General features: G+C 70.8%; 22 protein-coding genes. 18 read left to right on the top strand and 4 right to left on the bottom strand.

The annotated features are described in order from the left end of the window. The first annotated feature begins 412 nt into the window (after positions 1-412). From NMK44_RS32430 to NMK44_RS32395, 8 genes are all read left to right on the top strand, one after another. Positions 413-871 (top strand): hypothetical protein, encoded by a 459-nt coding sequence (locus NMK44_RS32430; protein WP_254749820.1) that lies wholly within the window; start codon positions 413-415, stop codon positions 869-871. After that, a complete protein-coding gene (locus NMK44_RS32425) occupies positions 868-2103 on the top strand; it encodes an NADH-ubiquinone oxidoreductase-F iron-sulfur binding region domain-containing protein (RefSeq protein WP_254749818.1) in 1236 nt (411 codons plus the stop codon). Before NMK44_RS32430 ends, NMK44_RS32425 begins: the two co-directional genes overlap by 4 nt. Positions 2104-2213: 110 nt before the next feature. Next, positions 2214-2405, top strand: a complete 192-nt coding sequence (locus NMK44_RS32420; RefSeq protein ID WP_254749816.1) for a ferredoxin — start codon at positions 2214-2216, stop codon at positions 2403-2405. Beyond that, a complete protein-coding gene (locus NMK44_RS32415; RefSeq protein ID WP_254749814.1) occupies positions 2405-4468 on the top strand; it encodes an acetate--CoA ligase family protein in 2064 nt (687 codons plus the stop codon). Before NMK44_RS32420 ends, NMK44_RS32415 begins: the two co-directional genes overlap by 1 nt. A 43-nt stretch (positions 4469-4511) precedes the next feature. Then, a complete protein-coding gene (locus NMK44_RS32410; protein ID WP_254749812.1) occupies positions 4512-5684 on the top strand; it encodes an acyl-CoA dehydrogenase family protein in 1173 nt (390 codons plus the stop codon). 46 nt (positions 5685-5730) lie between these two features. Next, on the top strand, positions 5731-6906 hold the full coding sequence (locus NMK44_RS32405) for an acyl-CoA dehydrogenase family protein (protein ID WP_254749810.1): 1176 nt from the start codon (positions 5731-5733) through the stop codon (positions 6904-6906). A 178-nt stretch (positions 6907-7084) separates the two neighbouring features. After that, complete coding sequence (locus NMK44_RS32400) at positions 7085-7987, top strand: 3-hydroxybutyryl-CoA dehydrogenase (protein ID WP_254749808.1); 903 nt, start codon at positions 7085-7087, stop codon at positions 7985-7987. Positions 7988-8035: 48 nt separating this feature from the next. Beyond that, on the top strand, positions 8036-8650 hold the full coding sequence (locus NMK44_RS32395) for a TetR/AcrR family transcriptional regulator (RefSeq protein ID WP_254749806.1): 615 nt from the start codon (positions 8036-8038) through the stop codon (positions 8648-8650). A gap of 32 nt (positions 8651-8682) precedes the next feature. On the opposite strand, the gene NMK44_RS32390 is transcribed toward NMK44_RS32395, so the two are convergent. Next, positions 8683-10650 carry a carbohydrate-binding protein gene (locus tag NMK44_RS32390; RefSeq protein ID WP_254749804.1) on the bottom strand — a complete coding sequence of 656 codons (1968 nt, stop codon included), beginning with the start codon at positions 10648-10650 and terminating at the stop codon, positions 8683-8685. A 238-nt stretch (positions 10651-10888) separates the two neighbouring features. Between NMK44_RS32390 and NMK44_RS32385 the strand changes: the two genes are divergently transcribed. From NMK44_RS32385 to NMK44_RS32350, 8 genes are all read left to right on the top strand, one after another. Continuing rightward, positions 10889-12250: an ABC transporter substrate-binding protein gene (locus tag NMK44_RS32385; RefSeq protein WP_254749802.1), complete on the top strand. Its 1362-nt coding sequence runs from the start codon at positions 10889-10891 to the stop codon at positions 12248-12250. Then, a complete protein-coding gene (locus tag NMK44_RS32380; protein WP_254749800.1) occupies positions 12247-13173 on the top strand; it encodes a carbohydrate ABC transporter permease in 927 nt (308 codons plus the stop codon). Before NMK44_RS32385 ends, NMK44_RS32380 begins: the two co-directional genes overlap by 4 nt. Next, positions 13170-13997 carry a carbohydrate ABC transporter permease gene (locus NMK44_RS32375; protein WP_254749798.1) on the top strand — a complete coding sequence of 276 codons (828 nt, stop codon included), beginning with the start codon at positions 13170-13172 and terminating at the stop codon, positions 13995-13997. Before NMK44_RS32380 ends, NMK44_RS32375 begins: the two co-directional genes overlap by 4 nt. A 2-nt stretch (positions 13998-13999) precedes the next feature. After that, entirely contained in the window at positions 14000-15766 is a 1767-nt protein-coding gene (locus NMK44_RS32370; protein ID WP_254749795.1) for a glycoside hydrolase family 36 protein, read from the top strand. A gap of 2 nt (positions 15767-15768) precedes the next feature. Beyond that, positions 15769-16758 (top strand): LacI family DNA-binding transcriptional regulator, encoded by a 990-nt coding sequence (locus tag NMK44_RS32365; RefSeq protein ID WP_254749793.1) that lies wholly within the window; start codon positions 15769-15771, stop codon positions 16756-16758. Between the two features lie 156 nt (positions 16759-16914). After that, entirely contained in the window at positions 16915-17967 is a 1053-nt protein-coding gene (locus NMK44_RS32360) for an acyl-CoA desaturase (protein WP_254749791.1), read from the top strand. A gap of 70 nt (positions 17968-18037) precedes the next feature. Beyond that, positions 18038-19735: an immunity 49 family protein gene (locus tag NMK44_RS32355; RefSeq protein ID WP_254749789.1), complete on the top strand. Its 1698-nt coding sequence runs from the start codon at positions 18038-18040 to the stop codon at positions 19733-19735. Positions 19736-19896: 161 nt separating this feature from the next. Beyond that, complete coding sequence (locus NMK44_RS32350; RefSeq protein ID WP_254749787.1) at positions 19897-20601, top strand: DUF2470 domain-containing protein; 705 nt, start codon at positions 19897-19899, stop codon at positions 20599-20601. A gap of 30 nt (positions 20602-20631) precedes the next feature. On the opposite strand, the gene NMK44_RS32345 is transcribed toward NMK44_RS32350, so the two are convergent. The 3 genes from NMK44_RS32345 to NMK44_RS32335 form a co-directional block, all read right to left on the bottom strand. Next, positions 20632-21135 carry a DUF3515 family protein gene (locus NMK44_RS32345; protein ID WP_254749785.1) on the bottom strand — a complete coding sequence of 168 codons (504 nt, stop codon included), beginning with the start codon at positions 21133-21135 and terminating at the stop codon, positions 20632-20634. Positions 21136-21234: 99 nt separating this feature from the next. After that, complete coding sequence (locus NMK44_RS32340) at positions 21235-23589, bottom strand: LuxR C-terminal-related transcriptional regulator (RefSeq protein ID WP_254749783.1); 2355 nt, start codon at positions 23587-23589, stop codon at positions 21235-21237. Positions 23590-23677: 88 nt separating this feature from the next. Then, positions 23678-24193 (bottom strand): ATP-binding protein, encoded by a 516-nt coding sequence (locus NMK44_RS32335; protein WP_254749781.1) that lies wholly within the window; start codon positions 24191-24193, stop codon positions 23678-23680. Positions 24194-24599: 406 nt separating this feature from the next. On the opposite strand from NMK44_RS32335, the gene NMK44_RS32330 reads away from it, so the two are divergent. Both NMK44_RS32330 and NMK44_RS32325 read left to right on the top strand, forming a co-directional pair. Continuing rightward, a complete protein-coding gene (locus NMK44_RS32330) occupies positions 24600-25502 on the top strand; it encodes a hypothetical protein (RefSeq protein ID WP_254749779.1) in 903 nt (300 codons plus the stop codon). 121 nt (positions 25503-25623) lie between these two features. After that, on the top strand, positions 25624-26046 hold the full coding sequence (locus tag NMK44_RS32325) for a hypothetical protein (protein ID WP_254749777.1): 423 nt from the start codon (positions 25624-25626) through the stop codon (positions 26044-26046). Positions 26047-26138: the final 92 nt, after the last annotated feature.

Here is a 26138-nt window from a genome sequence, read left to right as displayed (position 1 = left end):
TGATGAGGCTGCGCAGGGTCGGCGGTCGGCTGTGATCCAGGCCGTGCCGGGAACCTCGCTGACTAATTGGTTAGTCAGATTGAGGGGACCTCGGGGCACTGTCAAGGCTTGTCGGCTGACTAATTAGTTAGTTAGTCTACTCGCGGCGGACCTCACCAGGCCCGCCCCGCACCGACGCGGTCCCCGTCCGGGCACCTGCGGTTCAGCAGGTCAGAGCCTCCGGAACAGACCCCGTCCTCACAGGTCCGCGCGGACCGCCCCCGAGACGGGCCCGCGCCCCGCGGAACTCCGTCCGCGCCGCACCGGCCGCCGGAGCAACCGCCGCCCCGCCCCCGCTTCCCTCTTCACCGCGCCCACACCCCTCCCCGGACCCCACGGGGCAGGGGACGTCCCCGCCCACCCGGAGGCACGCATGAGCGGTCGTCGAAGCCTGGTCTGGCTCGGCCTCACCCCCGAGCCCGAACGCGAGCTGCCCGCCGCGGTGGCCGCGCTGCGCCCCCGCCCGGCCGACCTCTCCCTGGCGGCACTGACCATGGCGGAACGCCGCAGGGTCGAACGGCTGATCCTGCGCGGCACCCAGCGTGGCTGGCTCGGCTACCTCGCCGAGGTCACCGCCCTGGTCGTGGACGCTGCCGAGGCGGACGCGCCGGCCGGGACCGACGGCTCCGCCGCGGGGAACCGCCCCGCCGACGGAGCCGCCCCCGCCGACCCCCACGCCGCCCTGGTGGCGGGCGAGGTCGTCCTCGACCACCACCGGATGCTCATCGGCCTGCCCGGGGCCGGATACGACCGCGCCGCCCCGCAGCGGCAGGCGCTGGAACGAGCGCTGCTCAGCCTCAGGAACCGCACAGACAAGGGAGCCGCCGCATGACCGGCATCCTCTCCCTGACCCCTCAGGGACAGCCCACCGTCCTCGCCCCGCAACCACCCGGCGGCGAAGACCTCGTCCGCTACCGCGCCCACGGCGGATACGCCCCCGCACCCGCCCCCGATCGGCTGCTGGACCGCATCGCCACCGCGGGACTGCGCGGCCGCGGCGGTGCCGGATTCCCCGCCGCGGTCAAACTCCGCACCGTACGGGACACCCCCGGCGACACCGTCGTCGTCGCCAACGGCGAGGAGGGCGAACCCGGTTCGGTCAAGGACCGCTGGCTGCTGCGCCACCGGCCGCACCTGGTCCTGGACGGTCTGCGGCTCGCGGCCGCCGTCACCGGCGCCCGCCGCGGCTACGTCTACCTCGCCGACCCGGCCGCCGAGGCGGCGGTCCGCCGCGCGCTCACCGAGCGGCCCCCCGGGATCCCCGTCGAGGTGGTGGTCACCGAGCACACCTATGTGGCGGGGGAGGAGAGCGCGGTGGTGCGCCGCATCGACGGCGGCCCCGCGCTGCCCACCGCCAAACCCCCGCGCCCCTTCGAACGCGGCGTCGGCGGCGCGCCCACCCTCGTCGCCAATGTGGAGACCCTGGCCCGCGTCGCCCTGCTCACCTCCCACCCCGGCGCCGCGGCCGCGGTGGCCACCACCCACCTCGTCACCATCGCCGGGCCCGGGAGCGAGCCCGTGCTCGTCGAGGCGCCCGCAGGCACCCATCTGAAGACCCTCGCCGACCTGTGCGGCCACGGCAGGGCCCCCGCGGTTCTCCTCGGCGGGCTGTTCGGCGGGGTACACGGCACGGGCTGGACCGATCTCCGGCTCGACCACGACGAACTCGCCGCCGCGGGTGGCGCGCTGGGCTGCGGCGCCCTCCACTTCCTGGCGCCCGGCGACTGCCCCGTCGGGGCCGCCGCCGACGCCGCCGGATACCTCGCCGCGCAGAGCGCCCGCCAGTGCGGTGTGTGCGTCTCCGGAACCCGGGCGCTCGCCGACACCCTCGCCGCGGTGGCCCGAGGCGAATCCGGCGAGGAGGACACCGAGAAGCTGCGGCGCTGGTCCACCCAACTGCCCGGCCGCGGCGCCTGCGGCCTCCTCGACGCCGCGGCGCGTATCGCCGCCACCCTGCTCGGCCACTTCCCGGACCGGGTCGAGGACCACCGGCACACCCCCTGCCCCGGTTGCTCCGCCGCACCGCCCCGCGACGGCGACCGCCTCGTCGTCGCCGTCCCCTGACCCCGCACCCCCTCGCCGTCCTCTGACCCCGCACCCCCACGGACACCGGCGCCCTCCCCGTGGCGGCCCCCGCCCCGCGCCGTACCGCCCGCTCCGAAAGGACTCCCGCCATGAAACTGCTGCTGGACTCGACCCGCTGCCAGGCCTACGGCCTGTGCCAGGAACCCGCCGCGGACCTCATCGACATCGACGAGTGGGGCTACGCCCAGCCGATCCGGACCGTCGTGCCCGAGGGGTCGGAAGAGGCCGCCGCCGAGGCCGTCGCCGTCTGCCCCAACTCCGCGCTGCGGCTGGTGAAGTGATGGGACGTGACCTGAGCGCGCTCTTCGACCCCGTGTCCGTGGCGGTCGTCGGAGCCAGCGACGACCCCGCCAAGTACGGCCACGCCATCGCCTCCCAAGCCGTGCGCGCGGACCACCGGCGCCCCGTCCACCTCGTCAACCGCCGTGGCGGAACGGTCCTGGGCCGCACCGCCGCCCCCAGCATCAAGGCTATCGGCGAACCCGTCGACCTGGCCGTCGTCTCCGTACCCGCCGCCGGATTCGAAGCCGCCGTCGACGAGGCACTGGACTGCGGGGCCCGCGCCATCGTCGCCATCACGGCGGGCTTCGCCGAGACCGGCGCCGCCGGACGGGAACGCCAGCGCGTCATCGCCGAACGGGTCCGTGCCGCGGGCGCGGTGATGGTCGGCCCCAACTGCCTGGGCATCGCCGACAACACCACCGAACTCCACCTCGCCTCCGACAGCTTCACCCCCGGCGGGATCGCCCTGCTCAGCCAGAGCGGCAACCTCGCCCTTGAACTCCAGCTCCGCTTCACCCCGCACGGCCTGGGCTTCTCCCGGTTCGTCTCGCTCGGCAACCAGGCCGATGTCACCCTCGTCGACCTCCTCGCCGACTGCGCCCGGCATGAAGGCACCCGCGCCATCGCCGTCTACGCCGAGGACTTCGCCGACGGCCGGGCCTTCGCCGAGGCCGCTGCCGTCGCGGGGAAGCCGGTGGTGCTGCTGACTGCCGGCCGCGGCGACGCCTCGGCCCGCAGCGCCCAGTCGCACACCGGCGCCCTGACCACCTCCGCCGACGTCGTCGGGGCCGCCTGCCGGGACGCCGGAGTCGAACTCGTCGCGACCCCGCGCGAACTCACCGTCGTCCTCGCCGCCCTGGCCGGTCAGCGGCGCTCCCGGGGCCGGGGCGTCGCCGTGCTCACCGACGGCGGTGGCCACGGGGTCATCGCCGCCGACGCCGTCGAGGCGGCCGGTCTGACCGTCCCCGAACTCACCCCGGTCACCCAGAACGGCCTGCGGGAGGTGCTGTGGGAGCAGTCCGCCCTCGGCAACCCCGTGGACCTGGCCGGGATGGGCGAACAGGACCCCGCCTCGTACACCGGGACCGTCACGGCCCTGCTGGAGGCCGAGGAGACCGACGCCGTCCTGATGACCGGCTACTTCGGCGGCTACGCCGACGCGGGCGGCGGTCTCGGCGGCGGCGCGGCACTCGCCCGCGGGGAGCAGGAGGCGGCCCACGACATCGCCGCCCGCCACCGGAACAGCGCCACCCCCCTCGTCGTGCAGTCGATGTACCCCGACTCGCCGAGCTGCCGCACCCTGACCGAGGCCGGGATCCCCGTGTTCGGGGCGACGGAGGACGCCGCCCGCGCCCTCGCCGCGCTGGCCGGACCCGGTGCCGCCGCGGCCGGAGTGACCGGAGTGGCCCCGCTCCCGGGGGCCGCCGAACCACTGGAGCGGACCGGCTACCTGGAGACGCGTGCGGCCCTGGAAGCCGCGGGCGTCCCCTTCCCGGCCGCACGCGAGATCCGTGACGAGGACGAACTGCGCGCCGCGGCGGCCGAGATCAGCGGTCCCTATGTCCTCAAGGCCCTCCATCTGCTGCACAAGTCGGATGCCGGCGGAGTGGCCCTCGGCCTGGCGGGTCCGGACGAACTGCTCGCCGCCCACCGCGACATGCACGGCAGACTCGGCGCGCCCGCCTACTCCGTGGAGGCCATGGCCGATCTCTCCGACGGGATCGAGCTGATCGTCGGCGTCAACCGCGACCCCCGCTTCGGCCCGGTCGCCATGGTGGGGCTCGGCGGCATCCTCGCCGAGGCCCTGCGCGACGTCACCTTCGCGCTGGCGCCCGTACCCGCCGACCATGCGCTCCGGCTGCTGCGCCAACTGCGCACCGCCTCACTGCTCGACGGGGTCCGGGGCCGTCCCGCGGTGGACATCGCGGCGGCCGCCGAGGCCATCGAGCGCATCACCGCCTTCGCCGCGGCCCACCCCGAGATCGCCGAACTGGAGGTCAACCCGCTCCTCGTCCGGCCCACGGGCGTTCTCGCGCTCGACTCCCGTGCCGTCCTCGCCTGATCCACCGCACCCGCAGCCCGAACCCGTACCGAAGAGGTCCCCCATGGACATGCGCTACACCCCCGAACAGGCCGACCTGAAGCGGCGCGCGGCGGACTACGCCCGACTGCTGATGGAATACGAGGACGAGTCGGAGCAGGCGGGCGGCCCGCTCCCGCAGGAGACCGTCGCCGAGCTGACCCGCGCGGCCATGGCCGCCGGGGTCTACGCCATCAACATGCCCGCCGCATGGGGCGGCGCCGGACTCAGCCTGCTGGACCAGGTCATCGTCGAGGAGGAGTTCGGCAAGGCCACCAACTGTCTGTGGGACATCCCCTGGCGGCCGGCCAACGTCCTCGCCTACGGCGATGAGCGGCAGCGCGAGAAGTACCTGCTCCCCGTGTTGCGCGCCGAGAAGTTCGACGCGTTCGCCGTGACCGAGCCGGGCGCCGGATCAGATCCGTCCTCCGGCACCTCCACCGCCACCCGCACCGACGGCGGCTGGCTCATCAATGGTGAGAAGTGGTTCGTCACCTGCGGTGACATCGCCGACTTCCTGCTGGTGCAGGCCGACGCGGGCCCCGACCGGCTGGCCACGTTGTTCTTCGTCGACAAGTCGGCCCCGGGCGTGGAGATGACCCGGGTGCCCCGCTTCATGCACTCCGCCGTCAACGGGCACCCCGAGTTCACCTTCACCGATGTCTTCGTCGCCGACGAGGACGTGCTCGGCGGCGTCGGACACGGCTATGAGCTGACCAAGGAGTGGTTCACCGACGAGCGCCTGATGATCGCGGCCCGTACCGTCGGCGCGGCCGAGCGGGCGCTGGAGCTCGCCCGGGAATGGGCCATCGGACGTGAGCAGTTCGGCGGCCCCATCGCGGGCTACCAGCTGATCCAGGGGATGCTCGCCGACTGCGCCGTGGACATCGCCGTCAACCGCGCCTACACCCACCAGGTCGCCTGGGAGGCCGATCAGCCGGGCACCGACCGCAAGACCCTGCACGCCAAGGCGTCCACCGCCAAGCTGGCCGCCAGTGAGGCGGCCGGGCGGGTGATCGACCGGTGTCTGCAGATCTTCGGCGGCCGTGGCTACGACCGCTCCTACGCCGTCGAGCGGATGTACCGCGAGCTGCGGGTGGACCGCATCTGGGAGGGCACTTCCGAGATCCAGCGGCTGATCATCGCCAACGAGCTCATCAAGCGCGGCACCCGGGCCCTCGCCCTGCCCACCCACTGACCACCCCGCCACCACCCTCCAAACCCTCGAAGCAGTGAGGACCGCCATGGACTTCCGTCTCACCGAACGTCAGGCCCGGCTCAAGGCCGACGCCCGCGCGCTCACCGACCTCATCGCGGGCTATGAAATCGCCTGCGAGGAGAACAACGGCCTGCCCGAGAGCGACCACGCCACCATCCGCGACGCGGTCCTCGACTCCGGACTCCAGGCGGTCAACATGCCTGCCGAATGGGGTGGCGCCGGGCTGACCATCGCCGAACAGGCCACCGTCCAGGAGGAGCTGGGACGGCTCACCGGCGCACTGTGGGACATGGTGTGGCGCCCGGCCAACGCGCTGCGCTTCTGCACCCCCGAACAGCGCGAACGCTTCCTCGTCCCGGTCATCGAGGGACGGCGGCGCGACTGCTACGCCGTCACCGAGCCCGAAGCCGGATCCGACCCGCAGAACCTGGCCACCACCGCCACCAGGAACGACGCCGGATGGGTGCTCAACGGTGAGAAGTGGTTCGTGACCGTCGGCGACCACGCCGACTTCATGATCGTCCTCGCCGCCGCGGGACCCGAGGGCGCCCCGACCCTCTTCCTCGTCGACAAGGACACCCCCGGTATCGAGATGACCCGGGTGCCCCGCTTCATGCACACCTTCGTCTATGAGCACCCCGAGTTCACCTTCACCGATGTCCAGGTGGGCGAGGACGCGGTGCTCGGCGGGATCGGAGGGGGCTACGACATCACCCGCTCGTGGTTCACCGAGGAGCGTCTGATGATCGCCGCGCGGACCATCGGCGCGGCCGAGCGGGCGCTGGAGCTGGCCCGCGACTGGGCCGTGGAACGTGAGCAGTTCGGTGCCCCCATCGCCAGCTACCAGCTGATCCAAGGGATGCTGGCCGACTCCGCCGTGGACATCGCCGTCAACCGCGCCTACACCCACCAGGTGGCGTGGGAGGTCGACCAGGCGTCGCCGGAGGACCGCAAGACCCTGCACGCCAAGGCGTCCATCGCCAAGCTGGCCGCCAGCGAGGCGTCCGGCCGGGTGATCGACCGGTGTCTGCAGATCTTCGGCGGCCGTGGCTACGACCGCTCCTACGCCGTCGAACGGCTCTACCGCGAGCTGCGGGTGGACCGGATCTGGGAGGGCACCTCCGAGATCCAGCGGCTGATCATCGCCAATGAACTGGTCAAGCGTGGTACGGGAGTCCTGGCACTGCCCGGTTCGCGCTGAGCCCCCGCACTTCCCGCTCCCGGGGGCGAGCCAGGGCCGGGCCGCCCCCGGGAGCGCGGAAGCCATCCCCATGGCAGACCACCTGGCCGCGGCGGTGCGCCGCGGCCACCACTCCACGGCCCATGAACCACGGCCCCATGAATCACGGCCTCATGAACCACGGCAGGAAGGAACCGCGATGGGCGGCATCGAACGCGTCGGAGTAGTGGGTTGCGGCCTCATGGGCGCGGGCATCGCCGAAGTCTGCGCCCGCGCCGGGCTGCCGGTGACCGTCGTGGAGCGCGACGCCCACGCGGCCCGCGCGGGCCGGGAGCGCATCGCCCGCTCCCTGGAGCGCGCCGCCTCCCGCGGCGGCATCACTCCCGGCCTCCGCGACGAGGCACTGGCCAGGATCACCGTCGCCGACGACCTGGACGCACTGCACGACCGTGACCTGGTCGTCGAAGCCGTCGCCGAGGACGAACGCGTCAAGCTGGAGGTGTTCACCCGCCTGGACGCCCTCCTCACCTCCGAGGACTGCGTCCTGGCCACCAACACCTCCGCGATCCCCGTCATCCGCCTGGCCACCGCCACCTCACGGCCCGGCCATGTCATCGGTGTGCACTTCTTCAACCCGGTTCCGGTCCTGCCGCTGGTGGAGCTGGTGCCCTCGCTGCTCACCTCGGCCGACACCCTCGCCCGGGCCGAGACCTTCACCACCGGTGTCCTCGGCAAGGAGGTCATCCGCGCCCCCGACCGCGCCGGATTCGTCGTCAACGCGCTGCTCGTCCCGTATCTGCTGGCCGCCGTCCGGATGGTCGAGTCCGGTATCGCCACCGCCCAGGACATCGACCGGGGCATGGTCCTGGGCTGCGCCCACCCCCTGGGCCCGCTCGCCCTGGCCGACCTCATCGGTCTGGACACCACCCAGGCCATCGCCGACTCCCTGTACGCCGAGTTCAGGGAACCGCACTACTCGCCGCCACCCCTGCTGGCCCGGATGGTCGACGCCGGTCTGCTGGGCCGCAAGTCGGGGCAGGGTTTCCACAGCTACTCCGAGCACGGCCCCGGCACGGCGGCCGCCCGCCCGGAATCGGGGTGAGGGATGATGGCCACGGCACACCGTACGACGAGTGGGGGAGGGCACGACATGGAGACCAGGGCGCGCACCGCGGAAGGGACCCGCGAGCGCATCCTGTCCGCCGCGTGCGAGGTGATCGCCGAGGTCGGCTTCGAGAAGATCCGGATGAAGATGGTGGCCGAGCGCGCCGGGGTGTCCACCGCCCTGCTGCACTACCACTTCGACACCCGCGAGAAGCTCTTCACGGAGGCGATGACCCACTCCTTCGCCTCCACCGCCCTCGGCCTCGACGACGACGCGGCCACGGTGCCCGCCGCCGTCGTCCTGGCCAGGATCGTGCACAGCCTGCTGCCGACCGACCCCGAACTCCGCCAGGACTGGCGGCTGTGGCAGGAGCTGTGGGTGCGGTCGCTGCGCGATGAGACGACACGGCTGTTCGCCGTGGACCTCTACGCCCAGCTCCACGCGTGGGTCGGCGGGGCGATCGAGCAGGGGGTGGCCTCCGGTGAGTTCCGCCCGGCGGACGTCCAGCGCCTCAGTACCCTGGTGCTCGCGCTGAGTGACGGCTACGGCATCCGGCTGATGCTGGGCGATCCCACGGTCACCGCGGATGATGTGCTCGCCGCCATCTGGCGGCCGGTTGCCGAGGAGCTCGGGCTGTCGCCGGAGTTCCCCGAGATCTGACCGGCCGCTCCGCGGTTCGAGGGTGGGGAGGATCAGCCGATCCGGACGGTCCTGGACGTTCCGGGGGCCACGGAGACGACGGTGTAGGTGTACGTCACGCCGTCCACCGTCCTGGTCCGGGGCGTGCGCTTCTTCCCGTCGACCGTGATCCGGCCGTGTTCGCCGGGGAACCGGGCCTCCCAGCGGTAGGCGGCGTCCCCGGAGGTGTGGGTGAGGGTGGACGACGTGGTGCCGTCGTGGCGCAGACCGAAGGTGCTCCGGCCGATGCGCAGGTGGTCCAGTTTCAGCCAGTCCATTCCGTTGGGCAGCCGTGACTGGGTGGTCAGGGCATGGTGGGGCGCGTTGGGTGCGACACCCATCAGCCCCTGGACCGTCTGGCCGAGCAGGGTGAAGGACACCTCGGGATAGTCCCCGTTGGGGCCCTGGCGGGTCACGGTGTGCTGGGTGTTCCGCTGGTCGTAGATGTGGCGCATCCACTTCCAGGCCGTGTCCGCGCGGTTGTACCGGAAGAAGGTGTCCGGGAGATACGTGAGGGCCTCGATGTTCGCGGGTCTGCCCGGGCCACTCGCCTGCTGGTCGATGTAGTCGAGGTAGGCGTCGTTGCGGGGGCCGGGGGCGATGATGCCCTTCATCGGCATGAACCAGCTGTTCTCCTTGCCCCAGCCGGTGAGCGCCGTGCCGTCGGTGCGGTAGGCGCGCACCATCGAGGCACCCGAACCCTCCCCGCTCCAGGTGGAGTTGAAGTACTCCTTGAGCTTCCGGGCCTGGCGGGCGGACGCGGTGGCGAGGGAGCGGTCGCCCTTGTCGTGTGCGAGCTCGGCCAGCGCCCGGTACGCCTGGTACTGCGCCGCGATGCCGTCACCCGCCTCGGCGAGGTGTTCGTTGCCCTCCTCGTTGTAGCTGGCGGCCCCGGCGAAGATGCCCCGCCCCGTCCCCTCGGCCACCTTGACCTTGCCGTTGTCCTTGGTGCCGTTGTGCAGATCGACGAACTTCCCGGTCGCGTGACGGTAGTAGTTCCACAGGGCGGTGTCGTCGAGGTAGGCGCGGTCACCGCTCCACCGGTAGGCCTCATTGGCCTTCTCCACCAGTTCGAAGGTGGCGGGCACTTCGCGGACGAAGTCGTCGGGGCCGTGGTAGTCGATGGTGTGCGGGGTGGTGATGTCGAAGTTCAGCGCCCAGACCGGGTAGTAGCGGTGCGCGGCCGTGGCGGAGGCGGCGTAGGAGCGGAGCATCGCCTTGTTCTCGGTGGTGAGTCCGAGGACGGCGGCTCCGCCGAGCTGGTGGGCGAAGTCGCGCGAGTAGTACGCGCTGCGGTGGGCGTAACCCGCCCAGTAGCTCGGGCCGTAGGAGGCGCTGCCGGTGCCCGCCCGCTGGTTCTCGTCGACGTTCAACGGCCCCTGGGTGCCCGGGAGCTGTACCCAGCTGTTGGCCTTCCGCTTGGACCAGGTGAACATCTCCACGATCCTCGGGTCCGAGGAGCTGACCGTGGGATTCACCGGGGAGGACGGCGACACCATGACGTCGTCGGCGTTCACCCACCCCTCGCCGGACTCGAAGGCGATCTCCAGCCGGTCGCCGGCCCTCACGGCTGTCCGGCTGACCGTGTAGCGGGCGTACGTGGGGCGGCTCGGCAGCTCGACGGAGTCCGTGACGTGCCCGTTCACCCGCACCGTGAAGTGGGCGCCGGGCCCTCCCGTGGCGATCCACGCGGAGAGGTCGTAGGTGCCGGAGCGCCGGGCCGTCACGGTCTGGGACGCCTTCCGCTCCGGCCCCGCGTCGAGGAAGAGCAGCCGGTCCCCGCCGTGGGGCAGGTTGGTGGCGGTCCCCGCACCCGAGGTGAAGGTCCAGCCCGCGCCCTTCTGCTCGAAACCGGGGTCGTCGACGGTGAGCGGTGCCGGTGGGGTGGCCGCGGCGGGAGCCCCACCGGTCGGCAGGAGTGTCACCGCGAGCACGCTGAGGGTGGAGAGCGCGGACAGCATGGCCAGGCGGGAAGGTCTCATCTCTGTTTCTCCCGGTCGTCATCGGCGTGGACGGGAGCCGGGCGGCCCTTGGGGCGGTGACGCTAGCAATGGGTTCCTGTGACTTGCAATGAGCGTGCGCAGACTTGCTTATGTGAAAGCAAGCAACAAATTAAAGACTGCAGAAAGATTGCAGTGAATCTTTGCAAGTACTACGTTCCTGCCATCACCCCTCGTGCCACGGCGCGGCTGTGCACACCGCCGCAGACAGGGATCAGTCATGAACGTCTCGCCCGTGAACACCCCCCGCGGCATCGACCGCCGAAGACTTCTCCAGCTCGGCGGCGCCCTCGCCGCCACGACCTCGCTCGCCGCGTGTTCCGGTTCCGGCTCCGCCGGGACCGGTGGCGCGGGTGACAAGAACAAGGGCTCCCTCACCGTCTGGAGCTGGCAGGGTCCGGCCACCGCGCTGAAGGCGCTGGTGCCGGAGTTCCGCAGGAAGCATCCGGGCATCGAGGTGACCGTCGAGGACATCGGCAACCCGGCCATCTGGGACAAGATCACCACCGCCATGGCGGCCGGCGGCGAGGGTCTCGCCGATGTGCTGCACATCGGTGTCGACTACCTCCCCGGCTATACCGAGAAGTTCCCGGAGGGCCTCGCCGACCTGGGCGAACTGGGCGCCGCCAAGTACCGCGGAGCCTTCGCCCCGGGTCTGTGGCGCACCGTCTCGCCGACGGGTTCCCGGGTCAACGCCCTCCCCTGGGAGGCGAATTCGGCGGGCTTCTGGTACCGGGCGGACCTCTTCGAGAAGGCCGGTGTCGACGCGGGTGCGCTGGCCACCTGGGACGATGTCGTGGAGGCCGGGAAGAAGATCAAGGCCGACACGGGTACCCGGCTGATCGGCATCGACAAGCCCGCCTCCCAGGCCGATGCCGCCAACTTCTTCCAGATGCTCCTTCAGCTCCAGGGCGCCTTCTACTTCAACGCCGACGGTGACATCACGCTCGACTCCCCGGAGGCGGTGCGTGCCATGAAGATCATCAAGCGGATGAACGACTCCGGGCTCGTCAGCGATTTCTCCGGCGGCTGGAACACCATGGTGAGCTCGCTGAAGAAGAGCACCGTCGCGGTGCAGCCCATGCCCACCTGGTTCGGTGGTGTCATCGAACGTGAAGTGCCCCAGCAGAAGGGCAAGTGGCGCGTCCAGCTTCCCCCGGCCGTCCGCCCCGGCGGCTCCCGTTCGGCCACCGTCAACTCCACCCACCTCGCCGTCGCGGGCAGCAGCCCCCACCAGGCCGCCGCCTGGACCTTCGTCGAGTACGTACTGACCCGCCCGGCCTCGCAGGCGAGGATCTACCGGGACCAGGCCATCGCCCCGGCCCTGATGAAGGCGTACGACGACGCGGCCTTCCACGAGCCGTCGGCCTACTTCGGAGGACAGAAGCGGGGAGAGGTCTTCCTCAAGGCGCTCAAGGCGCCTTCCCCCTCCTTCACCTACTCCTCCGACTACGCCCGCGCGCTCAAGGTGGTCACCGACGCCCAGACCAGGGTGCTGCTCAAGGGCGCCGACCCGGCCGGTGCCCTGCACGACGCCGCCGACCGGCTCGGCAAGCAGACCGGGCGGAAGGTCGTCCGGTGAGCGCCGTCCTCCACAAGCCGTCGACGGTGTCGGAGCCCCTCGCCGCGGCCGGAGCGAAGAGGGGCGGACCGCGCGGGCGCCTCGCTCCCTACCTCTTCATCCTGCCGGCCCTCGTCCTGTTCGCGGCGTTCAAGCTCTACCCCATCGGCTGGTCCTTCGTGCTCAGCCTGCACAAGACGGTGGGCGGCGTGGACACCTTCGTGGGCGGCGAGAACTACCGGCGCCTGGTCGACGACCCCCTCTTCTGGACCGCGCTGAAGAACACGGCCGTGGTGCTCGCCGTCCAGGTTCCGGTGATGCTGGCCCTCGCCACCGGACTCGCGGTGGCACTCAACTCAGCAATCCTGCGCGGCCGTTCGGTCTTCCGGCTGGGATTCTTCCTGCCGATGGTCACCGGTCTGGTGGCCTACGGGATCATGTTCTCCGTCCTCCTCCACCAGGAGTACGGCCTGGTCAACTGGTTCCTTGGACTCTTCGGCAGCGACGGCATCCCCTGGCTGACCGATCCCCTCTGGGCGAAGATCTCCATCGGCTTCGTACTGACCTGGCACTACACCGGATACAACGCGGTGATCCTGCTGGCCCGGCTGCAGACCGTGCCGGCCGAGCTGTACGACGCGGCCGCCGTGGACGGAGCGGGCCCCTGGCACTCCTTCCGCCATGTGACCCTGCCGGGACTGCGTCCCGCGCTGCTCCTCACCACGGTCCTGTCCACCATCGGCACCCTGCAGCTCTTCGACGAGCCGTACATCCTCACCGGGGGCGGCCCGGACAACGCCACCCTGACCATCGGTGTGTACCTCTACCAGACCGCCTTCAAATACTTCGACTTCGGCTACGCGTCGGCCATCGCCTATGTGCTCGCCGTCCTCATCGGCCTCCTGGGAATCGTCCAGTTCCGGGTGTTGGGAGACAGGTCGTGAAGCCCGCACAGCGCCGCCACGGCATCCTGCTGACCTCGTCGCTCGCCATCGCCCTGGCAGCGGTGGTCATCCCCCTCCACTGGCTGGTCGTCGCCAGTACCCACAGCAGCCGCGAGATCTTCGACAGCCCTCCGCCGCTGCTGCCCGGCGGCCACCTCGGGGAGAACCTCGACACCCTGCAACGGACCGCGTCCTTCGGCCGGGTGGTCCTCAACTCCACCCTGATCGCGGCCCTTTACACGCTGTGCGCCGGGGCCGTGTGCACCCTCGCCGGGTACGGCTTCGCCAAATACCGTTTCAAGGGCCGCGAAGCGCTGTTCGGACTGCTGATGCTCGGGCTGGTGATCCCGGTCCAGGTGACCCTGATCCCGCTGTTCAAGCTGATGGCCGAGCTGGAGTGGCTGAACACCTACCAGGCCGTGGTCATGCCGAACCTGGCCCTGCCGTTCGGCATCTTCCTGATGCGCCAGTCGATGGCCGCGCTCCCCGACGAACTGCTCGACTCCGCCCGGATGGACGGCTGCGGTGAGCTGCGGCTGTTCTGGAAGGTGGTCCTCCCGCCGATGAAACCCGCGCTCGCGGCGCTCGCCATCTTCCTCTTCCTCTACCAGTGGAACGACTTCATCTGGCCGCTGATCGTGCTCCGCGACAGCGAGTCGTTCACCATTCCCGTGGCCCTCGCGGCCCTCCAGGGCCTGAACAACACCGACTACGGAGCCATCCTCGCGGGTACCGCCGTCGCCGCGGTGCCCATGGCCGTCGTCTTCCTCGTGCTGCAACGCCACTTCGTCTCCGGCCTGCTGGCCGGTGCCGTGAAGGAGTGACCATGTCCCATGCGACCCACCAGGCCGTCACCACCGCGGAGCTGGCTCCCGCGGCCCGTGAGCCGCTGCTCGACGGTGTGAGCATCGCCGTGCTGGCGCCCGGCGCGGAAGTCTCCTGGGACCTGGTGGCGGAGCCCGGGGGCCCCAGCACCCTGTGGCTGCGGGCCGGTGGAGCCCCCGTCGAGGTGCGCTTCTCGGTACCACTCGGTGATGCCGCGGGGTACTGGCATCCGCGGGTCGGATGGCATCGCACCCTGCTCGCCGACTGGGAGGGACACGCGGTGGCCTCGCTGGTCGACGGACACGCCGCGGGCTGTCTCTACGACCACTCCGGCGCGACCCTGCTGACCTTCGCGGCCGTCGACCCCGTCCCGGAGACTGCCCTGCGGTTCGGGGTGTCGGAGGAGAACGACACCTACGTCGTCCACCTCCATCTGCCCGCGTCGGACGGACCGCACCGGCTGCTCCTCGTACCGCGGGCGGAGTCCGTCGCCGCGGCGCTGCGCGTGCTGCGCGACTGGTTCACGGGCGAGGTGGCGGCGCTGCCGGTACCCGACAGCGCCCGCACCCCCGTCTACTCCACCTGGTACGCCTTCAACCAGCAGGTCGACGCGGAATCCATCGAGGTCCAGGCCCGGCTGGCGGCCGAACTGGGCTGCGGTGTGATGATCCTGGACGACGGCTGGCAGCGCCACGGTCATGGACGCGGCTACGGGGGATGCGGTGACTGGGAGCCGGACGACACCACGTTCCCGGACTTCACCTCCCACGTCGCCCGGGTCCGCGCACACGGCCTGCGCTACATGGTCTGGGTCGCCCCCCTCCTCCTGGGCCCACGGGCGGCGTGCCACAGCCGGTGGGCACCGTACGCCACGCGCCCCGCCACCGTCCCCGGCGCCGATGTCCTGGACCCGCGCCGCCCGGAGGTGCGCGCCCGCGTCGTCGAGCAGTGCGTACGCCTGGTGCGCGACCACGGACTCGACGGCCTGAAGGTGGACTTCCTCGACCAGGCCATGGTCTACGCGGGCGACGGCGCCGGGGACGTCGGAGCGGCCATGGCCCTCCTCCTGGCCGACCTGCGACACGCGCTCCGGACCGTCCGCCCCGATGTGCTGCTGGAGCTGCGCCAGCCGTACACCGGCCCCGGTATGGCCCCGTTCGGCAATATGATGCGCTCCTTCGACTGCCCGGCGGACGCGACCGCCAACCGGGTGCGCACCATCGACACCGCACTGCTCACCATCGGTGGCGTTGTCCACTCCGACATGCTGCTGTGGGATCCCGGCGCCCCGGTCGAGGCCGCGGTGCGCCAGCTCATCGGCGCCTTCCACGCCGTGCCACAGCTCTCGGTGCGACTGGACCGGCTCCCCGCGGGCCACCGCGAGGCCATCGCGTTCTGGTTGTCCGCCTGGCGGCGGCTGCGCCCCCAACTGCTGGACGGCACGGTCGAACCGGGGCGGCCCGACGAGCTCTACACGCTGGTACGTTCGACGGCCGACGGGGTGTGCGTCATCGATGTGCACAGCGATCGCGTCGTGCCGCTGCGGTCCGCCGGACAGCGAAGCGTCGTCCTGGTCAACGGCACACCGGTGGACCGGCTCACCGTGTCGGCGGAGGAGGACTCCCTCGCCGCGGACATCACGGTCCACGATCCCCGTGGCCGTATCATCGACCGGTGCCGGCGTGTACTCGCGCCCGGCTTGCACACGGTCTCCGTACCGAGCATGGGAATGGCCACACTCCGGATCAGGGAAGGCGGCACGCAGTGAAGGTGGGGATCACCGAGGTCGCCGCGCGGGCAGGGGTCAGCGAGGCGACCGTCAGCCGTGTGATCAACCGGCGGCAGGGCGTCTCCAGGAAGACCCGCGACGCCGTCGAGCAGGCCATGGCCGAGCTCGGCTACGAACGGCCGACCCACGGCCAGTTGGTCGCGGTACTCACCGAACACGTGTCCAATCCGTTCTTCGCCGACGTCGCCGAACGGATCGAGTCCTCCCTCGCGCCCCATGGGCTGAAGACGGTGGTGTGTCCCGCGTTCCCCGGCGGCGTCCAGGAGCGGGACTTCCTCGCCTCCCTGGTGGACAAGGGCATCGCGGCGGTGGTCTTCCTCTCGGCGTCGAACACCGTCGAGGGAGCGGATCTCGAGACCTACGAGATGCTGCGGACGCGCCGCATCCCGTACGTCGCCATCAACGGGGAGTTCGCGGACGGTGTGCCCGCGCCCGTGTTCTCCACCGATGACGTCCTGGCCGCCGAACTGGCCGTCGACCACCTCCACCGCCTCGGACACCGCAGGATCGGCATGGCCTCCGGCCCGGTCGGCAACCACCCGGCCGACAAGCGTGTCGAGGGCTTCCTGACGGCCATGGCCAAGCGGGGCATCGAGGACCCCGGGCACTGGGTGATCCGGCAGTCGTACACCGTCGAGGGCGGCCAGTCGGCCGCCACCACCCTCCTCGGGCTCGGGGCCACCGCCATCGTCGCGGCCAGTGACTACATGGCCCTGGGCGCCATCCGCGGGGTACGTCGCCAGGGCCGCTCGGTGCCCGGGGACGTCTCGGTGGTGGGATACGACGGCACGATGATCACCGAGTTCGTGGACCCCCCGCTCACCACGGTGCGCCAGCCTGCCGACCGGCTCTCGCTCGAAGTCGGCCGCACGGTGCTGGCTCTGGTCGGCCATCGCGATGTCCCCACCGGGGAGCTGCTGTTCGACCCGGAGCTGGTGATCCGGGCCAGCACCGGTCCCGCCCCCTCATAGGGGCGCCGGGGCGGGAGGGTGTAGCCAGCCCCCCTGCGGCGTCCGGGGGCTGGCCCCCGGGTGGTCGGGGTGGTGCCGCCATGGCGCCGCCCTGTCTGTGGGCCGTACGTTTTTGCAGGTCAGAACGTTGCGACCGATACAGGACCGGAGTCCTCCATGTCTCAGGCCACCCTGCCGCCCGAGTCTCGCGTACGCGCCGGCGGTACCGCGCCGCCGGGGAGCGAGTTCGCCCCCCTCCTGCGGGAGGTCAGGGCACAGGGGCTGCTGGAGCGGCGCCGCGGCTGGTACGCCCGGATGATCACCCTGAACCTCCTCGCCCTGGCGGCCGTGGCCGTGGCGCTCGTCCTCGCCGGGAACACCTGGTGGACGCTGCTGCTCGCCCCGCCGCTCGCGGTCCTGTCCGCCCGTACCGCCTTCGTCGGCCATGACGCCGGACACTCCCAGATCGCCACCGGCCGACGGGCGAACCGGGCCATCGGACTCGTCCACGGCAATCTGCTCCTCGGTATGAGCTACGCGTGGTGGAACGACAAGCACAACCGGCACCACGCCAACCCCAACCACATCGAGAAGGACCCCGATGTCGGTGTCGGCGCCCTGGTGTGGACGGAGGAACAGGCCGCCGAGCGCCGTGGGTTCGCCCGCTGGGTGACCCGGCACCAGGCGCGGCTGTTCTTCCCGATGCTGCTCCTCGAAGGCATCGCCCTGAAGGTGAGCAGTGTGCAGGACCTCCGGCGCCAGCCGCCGCGGGAGCGGGCTGTCGAAGGCGCCCTGCTGGCGCTGCACTTGATCGGCTACGGCGTCCTGCTGCTGAGCTGTCTGCCGGTGGGCAAGGCCCTCGCGTTCGCCCTGCTCCACCAGGCGCTCTTCGGACTCCACCTGGGCATGGCCTTCGCGCCCAACCACAAGGGCATGGAGATGACCGACGCGGCGGGTGAGCGCTGGGGCCACCTCCGCCGCCAGGTCCTGACCTCGCGCAACGTACGCGGCGGCGCGGTCACGGACTGGCTGCTCGGCGGACTGAACTACCAGATCGAACACCACCTCTTCCCGAACCTGCCCCGGCCCCACCTCCGCCTCGCCCGGCCGCTGGTCCGGCAGCACTGCCGCGCCCTCGGGGTGCCCTACACCGAGACCGGGCTCCTCGACTCCTACCGCCAGGGGCTGCGGCATATGCACACGGTCGGTGGGGCGGCCGGGCCCGCGTGAGCCCCGCCCGCGCGGTGCCCGACACCCCGCCCGGGGCGCGGTGTCGGCCCCACCCCATAGGGTCGTCGGGATGAAACACGACGACGTCCCGCACACCGCGGGCGCCCCCGACCCCGGCCTGCCCATGCTGACGGCCGCGCAGGCCGCACACCTGCGGGCACTCGCCGCGCCCTACGCCCAGGACGGTCATGACCACCCCCTGGGCAATCTGGCGGACGTCTGCCGCCGCGCGCCGGAGGCCGAATGGCCCGGTCTGGTCGCCGCGCACTTCGCCGCTCTGCGGCAGGCGAGCCAGGGCGGGGAGAGCGCCGAGGAGTTGCTGCGGGGGGCGTACGTCCGGCTGCTGCCCGTCGAATCCCTCACCCCCGAACTCGCCGACGCCCTGCGGTACGCGCGCGTGGTGGCCGACGGCCTCGTCCTCGCCTACGCCCTCGACGGGCCCACCAGTGTGCGGATCCTCACCGACGCGGACGTGGAGCGCGCCGGGTTCGAGGAGCTGGGGCAGGCGGCGTACACGAACCTGGCGCGGGTGCCGGTCGACCACGAGGAGCTGCTCATCGAGGGGCGGGCGCGGGTGCACACCGTCCGCGGTGACTCCCCGTTCGTGGCCGGCAAGGCGCTGGTCCTGTCGGACCTGGCGCGGGAGGTCGTCGGCGAGCCCCTGCCGGAGGGCGGTGCCCTCGTCGTCGTGCCGAACCGGCACCATCTGGCGTACCACCCCATCGCGGACGGCTCGGTGGCCGACGCGCTCAACGGGCTCGCGGCGTACGCGCTGGGGGCTCATGAGGACGGGCCGGGCGCGCTCTCACCGCGGGTCTACTGGTGGCACCGCGGCCGTCTGACCTCGCTCACGGACATCGACCATGACACCCGCACCCTCTCCCTGCGGCCGCCACCGGAGCTGCTCGGTCTGATGAAGGGCCTGATCCGGCTGGACGACGCCGGACGGCTGGCCACCCGCGCCTCGGCCACGGCCCCGGACATCGGCGAACTGACGCACACCACGGCCGAGTCGATAGCCCGGCTCGCCCAGGACCCCGCCGGACTGGGCGACGCCTTCACTTCCGCCGTCACACTCGCCCATGCCCACTGCGCCTCCGACCCCGCTGCCGCGCGTATCGAGACCTGGGACGCCTGGGCGACCGCACTGCGACTCGGCTGCGCACTGTTCACCGGCGCGGAGCCGCAGGAATGCACACTGGGCGAGGATCTGGTCCGGGAGCTCCCCGCCACCCCCGCCGAACCGCCCGCGGACGCCCGCGCCTGGCTCGACGCGCTCTACCTCGCCATCGTCTGCCGTCAGAAGGAACGGATCGGCGACCTGTGCCAGGTGCCGCCGGCGAGGCTGCGGGAGGACGATTCCGTCGACACCTACGTCCTGCACTGGGTCGACACCCTGCGGAGCTACTTCACCCGGAGTCCCATGGACGATGTGGTGGAGAAGCTGGTCGCCACCATGCAGACATCGATGCCGGAGGCCGTGACCCACGCGCCGAACGACTTCGTGAACCGGGTCGATTACCAGCCCGCCGCGCTCTTCCACCGCCTGATCACGGGCGAGCACGAGGCCTTCGAGGAGGCGCTGAAGGAAGCCCTCGCGGCCCACGGCGGCTACTGGGGCGAGTCGGGGGCGCCACGTGCCCGCGCCGCGCTCGGACCGCTCGCGATGGCGAGCCTCGCCTACGACTACGCGTTCCCCCTCACCGCGAAGCAGCCGTACCTGCCCCTGTACCTGCTCAACCGCGAACGGCTGGAAGAGATCCTCTGACCCCCGGGTCCGGCGGGGGCCGGGCTCCGGCACGGTCGGCTGTCCGCCCCCCCCCGAGGTGTCCTCGGGGGGGGCGAACTACCCGAACCGCATCGCCATAAGTTAGGTTAGGCATGCCTAAGTAGCCCGTGCATGCCGTCCTACCGCGCTGGAGTACCCGGATGCGTCCTTTCAGCAGCCGCGCCATCACCCCGACCGCCGCCGAGCGCGTCCGGTCGATCCTCGCCGCCGCCCATTCCATGTCGGTGGTGAGCGACGGGCTCCACACCGAAGTGCGCCGCCTCGACGGCACCGGCGCGATGGGCCACTTCCATCTGCACGCCCCCGCCGAGGACACGAGCGCCCAGAGCACGGCACGCATCCCGGTCCGGCTGGAGCTCACCGACATCGCCCCCACCCCCGTACGCGACCGGCTGCGCGCCCGTGTCACGGTGACCGGACTGCTCGCCGCCCCGTACAGTGCGGAGGCCACGGAGAGCACCTGCATGGAGTTCGGCCAGGCGGTCCTCGAAGACGCCGAGGGGCGCTCCTACGTCACCCTCCATGCCCTGGAGGCGACCGAACTCGACCCCATCGCCACCAGCGAAGCGGGCATGCTGACCCATCTCGTGGACGACCACAGCGAGCTGATCCCCCTGCTGCTGCGCCTGATCCGCCCGCACCCGGAGCGTGGCATGCTGCGCGCCCTGCCGGTGGCCATGGACCGTTACGGCCTGACCCTGCGCCTGGAGTACCCGCGCACCCACCGCGATGTCCGGCTGCCGTTCAAGACGCCCGTGACCGACATCGACCAGGCCGGACCCCAGATCCACGCCCTCCTGGCGACCGCGCGCCGGCTCTCCCACCCCAATCAGCTGCTGGCCTGACGCCGGCCGCACCCGCGGTGGGGGAGTGCCTCAGAGGGGGACGTCACTGGTGGAGATGCACTTGGTGTACTTCCGCAGTGGTGCGGCCATCCGGCTGATGTCGACCAGTGCCGCGTCGATCGCCGTGGTGTCGTCCCGGACGGTGACCTCGACGGCCGGAGTGCGGCCGTAGGTGATCAGGCTCTTCTTCCCACCGGTGGACTCGGCTTCCCAAAGGACCCAGTCCACGCCGTTGACGGTGACGCACGGGTCGACGGTGGGCGGGATCGGTGTGAGACCGCAGCGCCAGACCACCGCACCGTCACCCCAGGACGCGGCCCCCGGCACATCGACACGGTCGCGGTCCTTGCCGGCCACCGTGTCCCGGTACCCGTCCGCGAGTCCGGCGCACGCCCGCGAATCAGCGTGCTCGGCGGGCTCGATCCCGGACGCCGATGATGTCACCTCACGTACGACGAAGACGGCCGCGAGGGCGAGGACGGCACCGGTGGTGCCGATAGCGAGCCACTGGCGCCGTGTCGGCTTCTTCATCATCCAACCCCCGTGCGTATCGAGCCTCTTCGCGGTGAACGCTACGTCAGGGGATCCGACGGGGATGCGTCAGGGTCGCCGCTCGCGGGTGGGCCACGGCGGTCAGTTCGAGGGGAGGGACACTTCCCGGACCGTCTGTCCGCTGACGTACCAGGCGGCGATCTGCGCACGTGAGCTGAACCCGAGCTTGATGAGGATGCGCTGCACATGTCCCTCGGCCGTGCGGGGGGCGATGACCAGGCGTGCCGCGATCTCCTTGTTGGTCAGCCCCTCGGACACCAGCTTGGCGATCTGCTTCTCCCGCGGCGTCAAGTCGGTCTCGTCACCGCTCGCTCGCCGCTGCTCACCGGCCGGGGGAACCGTCTCGAGCGCGTAGTCGACCGCCGCCTGTTCGGACAGGTCGCGGCCGCGCCGGAACGCGGTGTCGTAGCGGTCGTCGCCCAGGGCCGCGCGGACCATGCCGATGTGCTGATGGTGCACCACTCCCACCGGGTGAAAGTAGTCCGGTGAGGTGCCGACCGTCCGCCACATGGCGGCGGCGGCACCGCTCAGGGTCGCTGCCCGGACATGGCGCCCCTGGCGTTCGCTCACCCAGGCGAGGATCTCGAAGGCGAAGGCCATCAGGAACTTGGCGCTCACCCGGCGGCGCAGGTCCAGGGCCTCGCGCGCCGCCGCTTCCGCGTGTGTCAGATCGTGGTCGAGCTCGACGAAGGAAAGGGCGAGGAGTGCCCAGGTACGCCAGACCACCTCTCCGCGCTGCGCGCTGATGGCAACGGCTTCTTCGAGGAGTGCCAGGCCCCGTTCGCGGTGACCGGTGTCCCCGAGGATGAACCCATGGACCGACATCGCGAGGAGCCTGCCGCTGAGTTCGTCCCCCGAGCTGAACCCGGACACGGCATCGGCGGTGAGCAGCGCCGCTCTCTCCATGTCTCCCGAGGACGCGGCGTGCACCCCCTCCACCAGCGTCACATACGCGCTCTCCATGGGGAGACCGAGCTTCCTGGCCGCATCAGCGGCCTCGTCGAGCTGTGGCCGCGCGGCGTCGGCATCACCTTGCAGCAGCGCGACCCAACCGTTTCGACGCAGCGCCGAGGTGCGCTCCGGTGACGGCTCGGAGCTGGCCGCCAGCGCTTGATCGAGCCAGTGGCGTGTGACGCTGTTGAAGCCCTGGGCGCCCAGGTAGGTCCCCAGTTTGTCGGCCAGGCGCAGCGCGACGACGGCGTCGCCGGGCTGGGTGAGGCAGAAGTTGAGAGCCTCCCGCAGGTTGGCGTGCTCGCGTCGCAGCCGCAGGATCCAGGAATCCTGATCCGGCCCCATCCATTCGGCCTGGAACTGCTCCACCATGCGGGCGTACCAGTCACGGTGGCGACGGTGGACGGCGACGTGCTCACCGGCCGCCATGAGCCGCGCTTCGCCGTACTCGCGAATGGTCTCCAGCATCCGGTACCGCACATGGCCATCACGCTCATCGCGGATCAGGATGGATTTGTCGACGAGGGAGAGGACGATGTGGCGTATCTCCTCCGGCGTCAGCCCGTCATCGGCGCCGACGTATTCGATGCCGTCCAGATCGAAGCTGCCGGAGAAGGCTGATGCCCGGGCCCATAGCTCCTGCTCGGGCCGCGAGCACAGGTCGTAGCTCCAGTCGATCAGCGCTTGCAGTGTGCGTTGCCGTGTGGGTGCGTTCCGGGGGCTGACGGTGAGCAGGCGATAGCGTTCGGACAGGCGCTCCTCGATCTGACCCAGCGACAGTGCGCGCAGCCACACCGTGGCCAGCTCGATCGCCAGCGGGATCCCGTCGAGCGTGCGGCACAGCCGCGCGATGGCCGCACAGTCCTGGCTGCGGAGATCGAACCCGGGCAGCACGGCTGCGGCGCGGTCGACGAACAGCTTCACCGCGTCGTACTGCGTCAGCGCGTCCGGCGACGGCACCGCTTCCGTGCTGGGCACCGGCAGCGGAGGAACCACCAGGGTCGTCTCGCCGTACACGCCGAGCGACTGCCGGCTCGTCGCCAGGATCCGCACCTGGGGACACGCTCGGATGACCGCATCGACGAACAGCGCACAGTCGTCGATCAGATGCTCACAGTTGTCCAGGGCGAGAAGGACCTCGCGGGAGCCGAGGTACTCGACGATCATGTCGACCGTCGTGCGTGAGGGTTGATCGTGCAGGCCGAGTTGCGCCGCCACCGTGTGCGCGAACAGAGAAGGATCGCGCAATTCCGCCAGCTCGACGAAGCGCACTCCGTCCCGGAAGCTCCGCGACGTGGCGGCGGCCACGTGCAGCGCGAGGCGGGTCTTGCCCACCCCTCCAGGACCGGTGAGCGTGACCACTCGCGACGTTGCCAGCAGCCGTTTCGCGTCCGTCACCTGCTGCCGTCGGCCGACGAAACTGGTGACGTCGGCCGGAAGGGTCTCGACGCGCTCCGAGACGCTGGGCCGAGCCGCGGAATTCATACTTCCGGAGAGTAATCGACCGCTGATCGGGACAAAAAGTCTACTAGTAAGTAGTCTCAGGTAGCGGGCGGCGGGCGTGGCGGAGGGCCTATCCGCGAGCTCCGTACACCACCGGCAGACGCGCCCAGTGCGTGGTCCCACCCACATGACGGTCGATGCCGTGAGCGGCGGCCAGGGCCTCGACGATGACCAGGCCACGCCCGCGTTCGTCGTGAGCGCGGGAGGACGCCCGCGGGCCGTCCTGCACCGAGGGACCGCCATCGGTGATTCCCACCCACACCCGACGGTCCGCCTTCTCCCGGCACAGATGCAGGGCGAGCGGCGGCTGAGCATGCTCCACGGCGTTCGTGACCAGCTCGGACACCACGAGCAGTACCGAGTGGGCAGCGTTCTCGTCGATGTGCCAGGCGCTGAGCACCGACCGGGCGATGCGACGGGCGTGGCCGACCGCTTCCGGCCGGTGTGCGAGCGGACGCGAGGTGTGACCGGCAAAACGGGGGTCGCACTCGATGAGGGCCACGTCCTGGCCTCTGCCGCTGGGGCCGACGGCGCGGTGACGCAACGGCGCCCGTAGCGCGTGTGCGGACTGCTGCGAGGTTTCCATCGCCCTACCCAACGTTGAACGGCATCGCGGTCGAACACCTCACACACTGCACGGCCCCTCGCGCGGCGGTAAGGCGGAAACTACGCGATCGGCTACGCCATCACTACCTGCTCGGCCAGTCGCGTTGTGTGAGAGCACCGGCGCTCTGCGTAGGGTGCGATGTGGCCTCGGAGATCATTTCCTCGGCTGCCGTGGGACATGACCGACACAGGTATGCACCTGCGTAGTTCTACAGTTCAGCATTCTCCGGCGCGGCAGTTCACTCCTCGTGAAAGCGCGTCAGTTCTCCTCCGTCCGGGAGTGGCTGGCGAACCTTGAGCGACAACAGGAGCGGAAATCAATCATGTTGACCGATAGTGCGAGATTGCGCATCGGAGCCGGAGTGCTCACGGCTTCTCTCGGAGCCATGGGACTCGTGGTGCTTCCCCCGGCAACGGTTGCCCACGCCGACAGTTATGAAAGCATCGGGCTCTTCTGGGGTGGCAGCTACTCCCTCGTGCCCGACGCCGACGGTGGGACCTTTCGCCTGGAGTCCCGGACGAAGGCGGGCCAGTGTCTCACCACCGACGACAATGACTTCCTCGCCGACGCCTCCTGCGACGGTGCGAGCCGCTGGAACCTCCAGCCGAACACGGCGGGCGACAAATGGCTGGTCCGCCTCACCGGCGGTGACAAGTGCATGATCGGGAGCGGGTTCGCCGTCACCGACTGCACCACCAGCGAGATAGACGCCTTCAACTTCACGAGTTCCACCTTGCCGAAGGAGTTGATGCTGGACAGGAAGGCGGCGATAGGCCTGGGCGAGAATCGCGTCACGGTGTGCAATCACGGCGGCTACGTGGAGCGTGCGGTGATCGACTACAAGGTCAAGAACGATCCCGACAGCGACAGCGAGACGAGCGGCCGCAGGGTCATTCCCTCGTTCCCGGCCGGTCAGTGCCGCACCGAGACCCTTCCCGCCGGCAAGGTCTACGGGAACGTGGAACTGCGCAGGTTCACCTTCTGGTACATGGGGAACTACGCGTTCTACGACGGCGACGAGGGTTCCTACGGCGGCAGCTCCAACGACCAGCTCACGGCCAACTGGGCCTTCGCGGGGGACCACATCGACGGTACGTACAACTCGACCGGGACGACCTGCATCTCCGATTCCGACTTCGCACCGGCCGGCAGCAACCAGGCGGCCACGCAGAAGAAGGATGGCGCCACCGGCTGCACGGGCGTCAATCCCCAGCAACTCACCTCCTCCATCCTGGCCGATGTCTTCGGCACGGTCTTCCCCATGCTCCTGAACTTGATCTTCCGCTGACGGGAGTGGGGCGGGCGCATTCTCACGGAAATCCCGTGATCCACAACGGCGTCCGGCTCGGCAGCCTTGTACTTCGTGAGGACAGGCCCTCAGGGCCACCCGGATACGAAGAGAGAGATCGATGGAAGAAACTGACCGCTACAGCACGGTGGGATCAGCCCCGGACGACACTCTGTTGCGCTTCTCCCTGAAGCTGGACGGTGTCGTGTCCGGCAGTGTCGCGGCTCTCAGCCTGCTGGGCGCCAGGACGCTGGACCCGCTGCTCGGCCTGCCGGTGTGGCTGCACTGGGCCCAGGGCGCGTTCCTGGCGGTCTACGCCGCCGGTCTGTGGTACGCGGCCACCCGTCCGGCCGTGATCCGGTCGATCGCCGTCGCGGCCGTTGTGCTCAACGTCGTGTGGGCGGTGGGCTGCGCGGCCATACTCGCCGCCGGAGCGTCGTGGTTCCCGCTCACCCTCCTCGGGGGCGGCTACGTGGGCTTCATCGGTGTCGCCGTGGTGGTGTTCGGCTCGATGCAGTACGCGGGACTGCGACGGGCCGGGTAGTGGGCAACGCGCCGCGGTAGGTAGGCGGCGGTGGGGGGGGGGGGCGGGGGGGGGGGGCCCCCCCCCCCCCCCCCCCCCCCCCCCCCCCCCCA

Source organism: Streptomyces cucumeris, from assembly GCF_024295805.1.
In the GTDB taxonomy this organism is placed as follows: domain Bacteria; phylum Actinomycetota; class Actinomycetes; order Streptomycetales; family Streptomycetaceae; genus Streptomyces; species Streptomyces cucumeris.
Note: the sequence above shows the minus strand (reverse complement) of the source record. Positions and strands in the feature narration are given on the sequence as shown.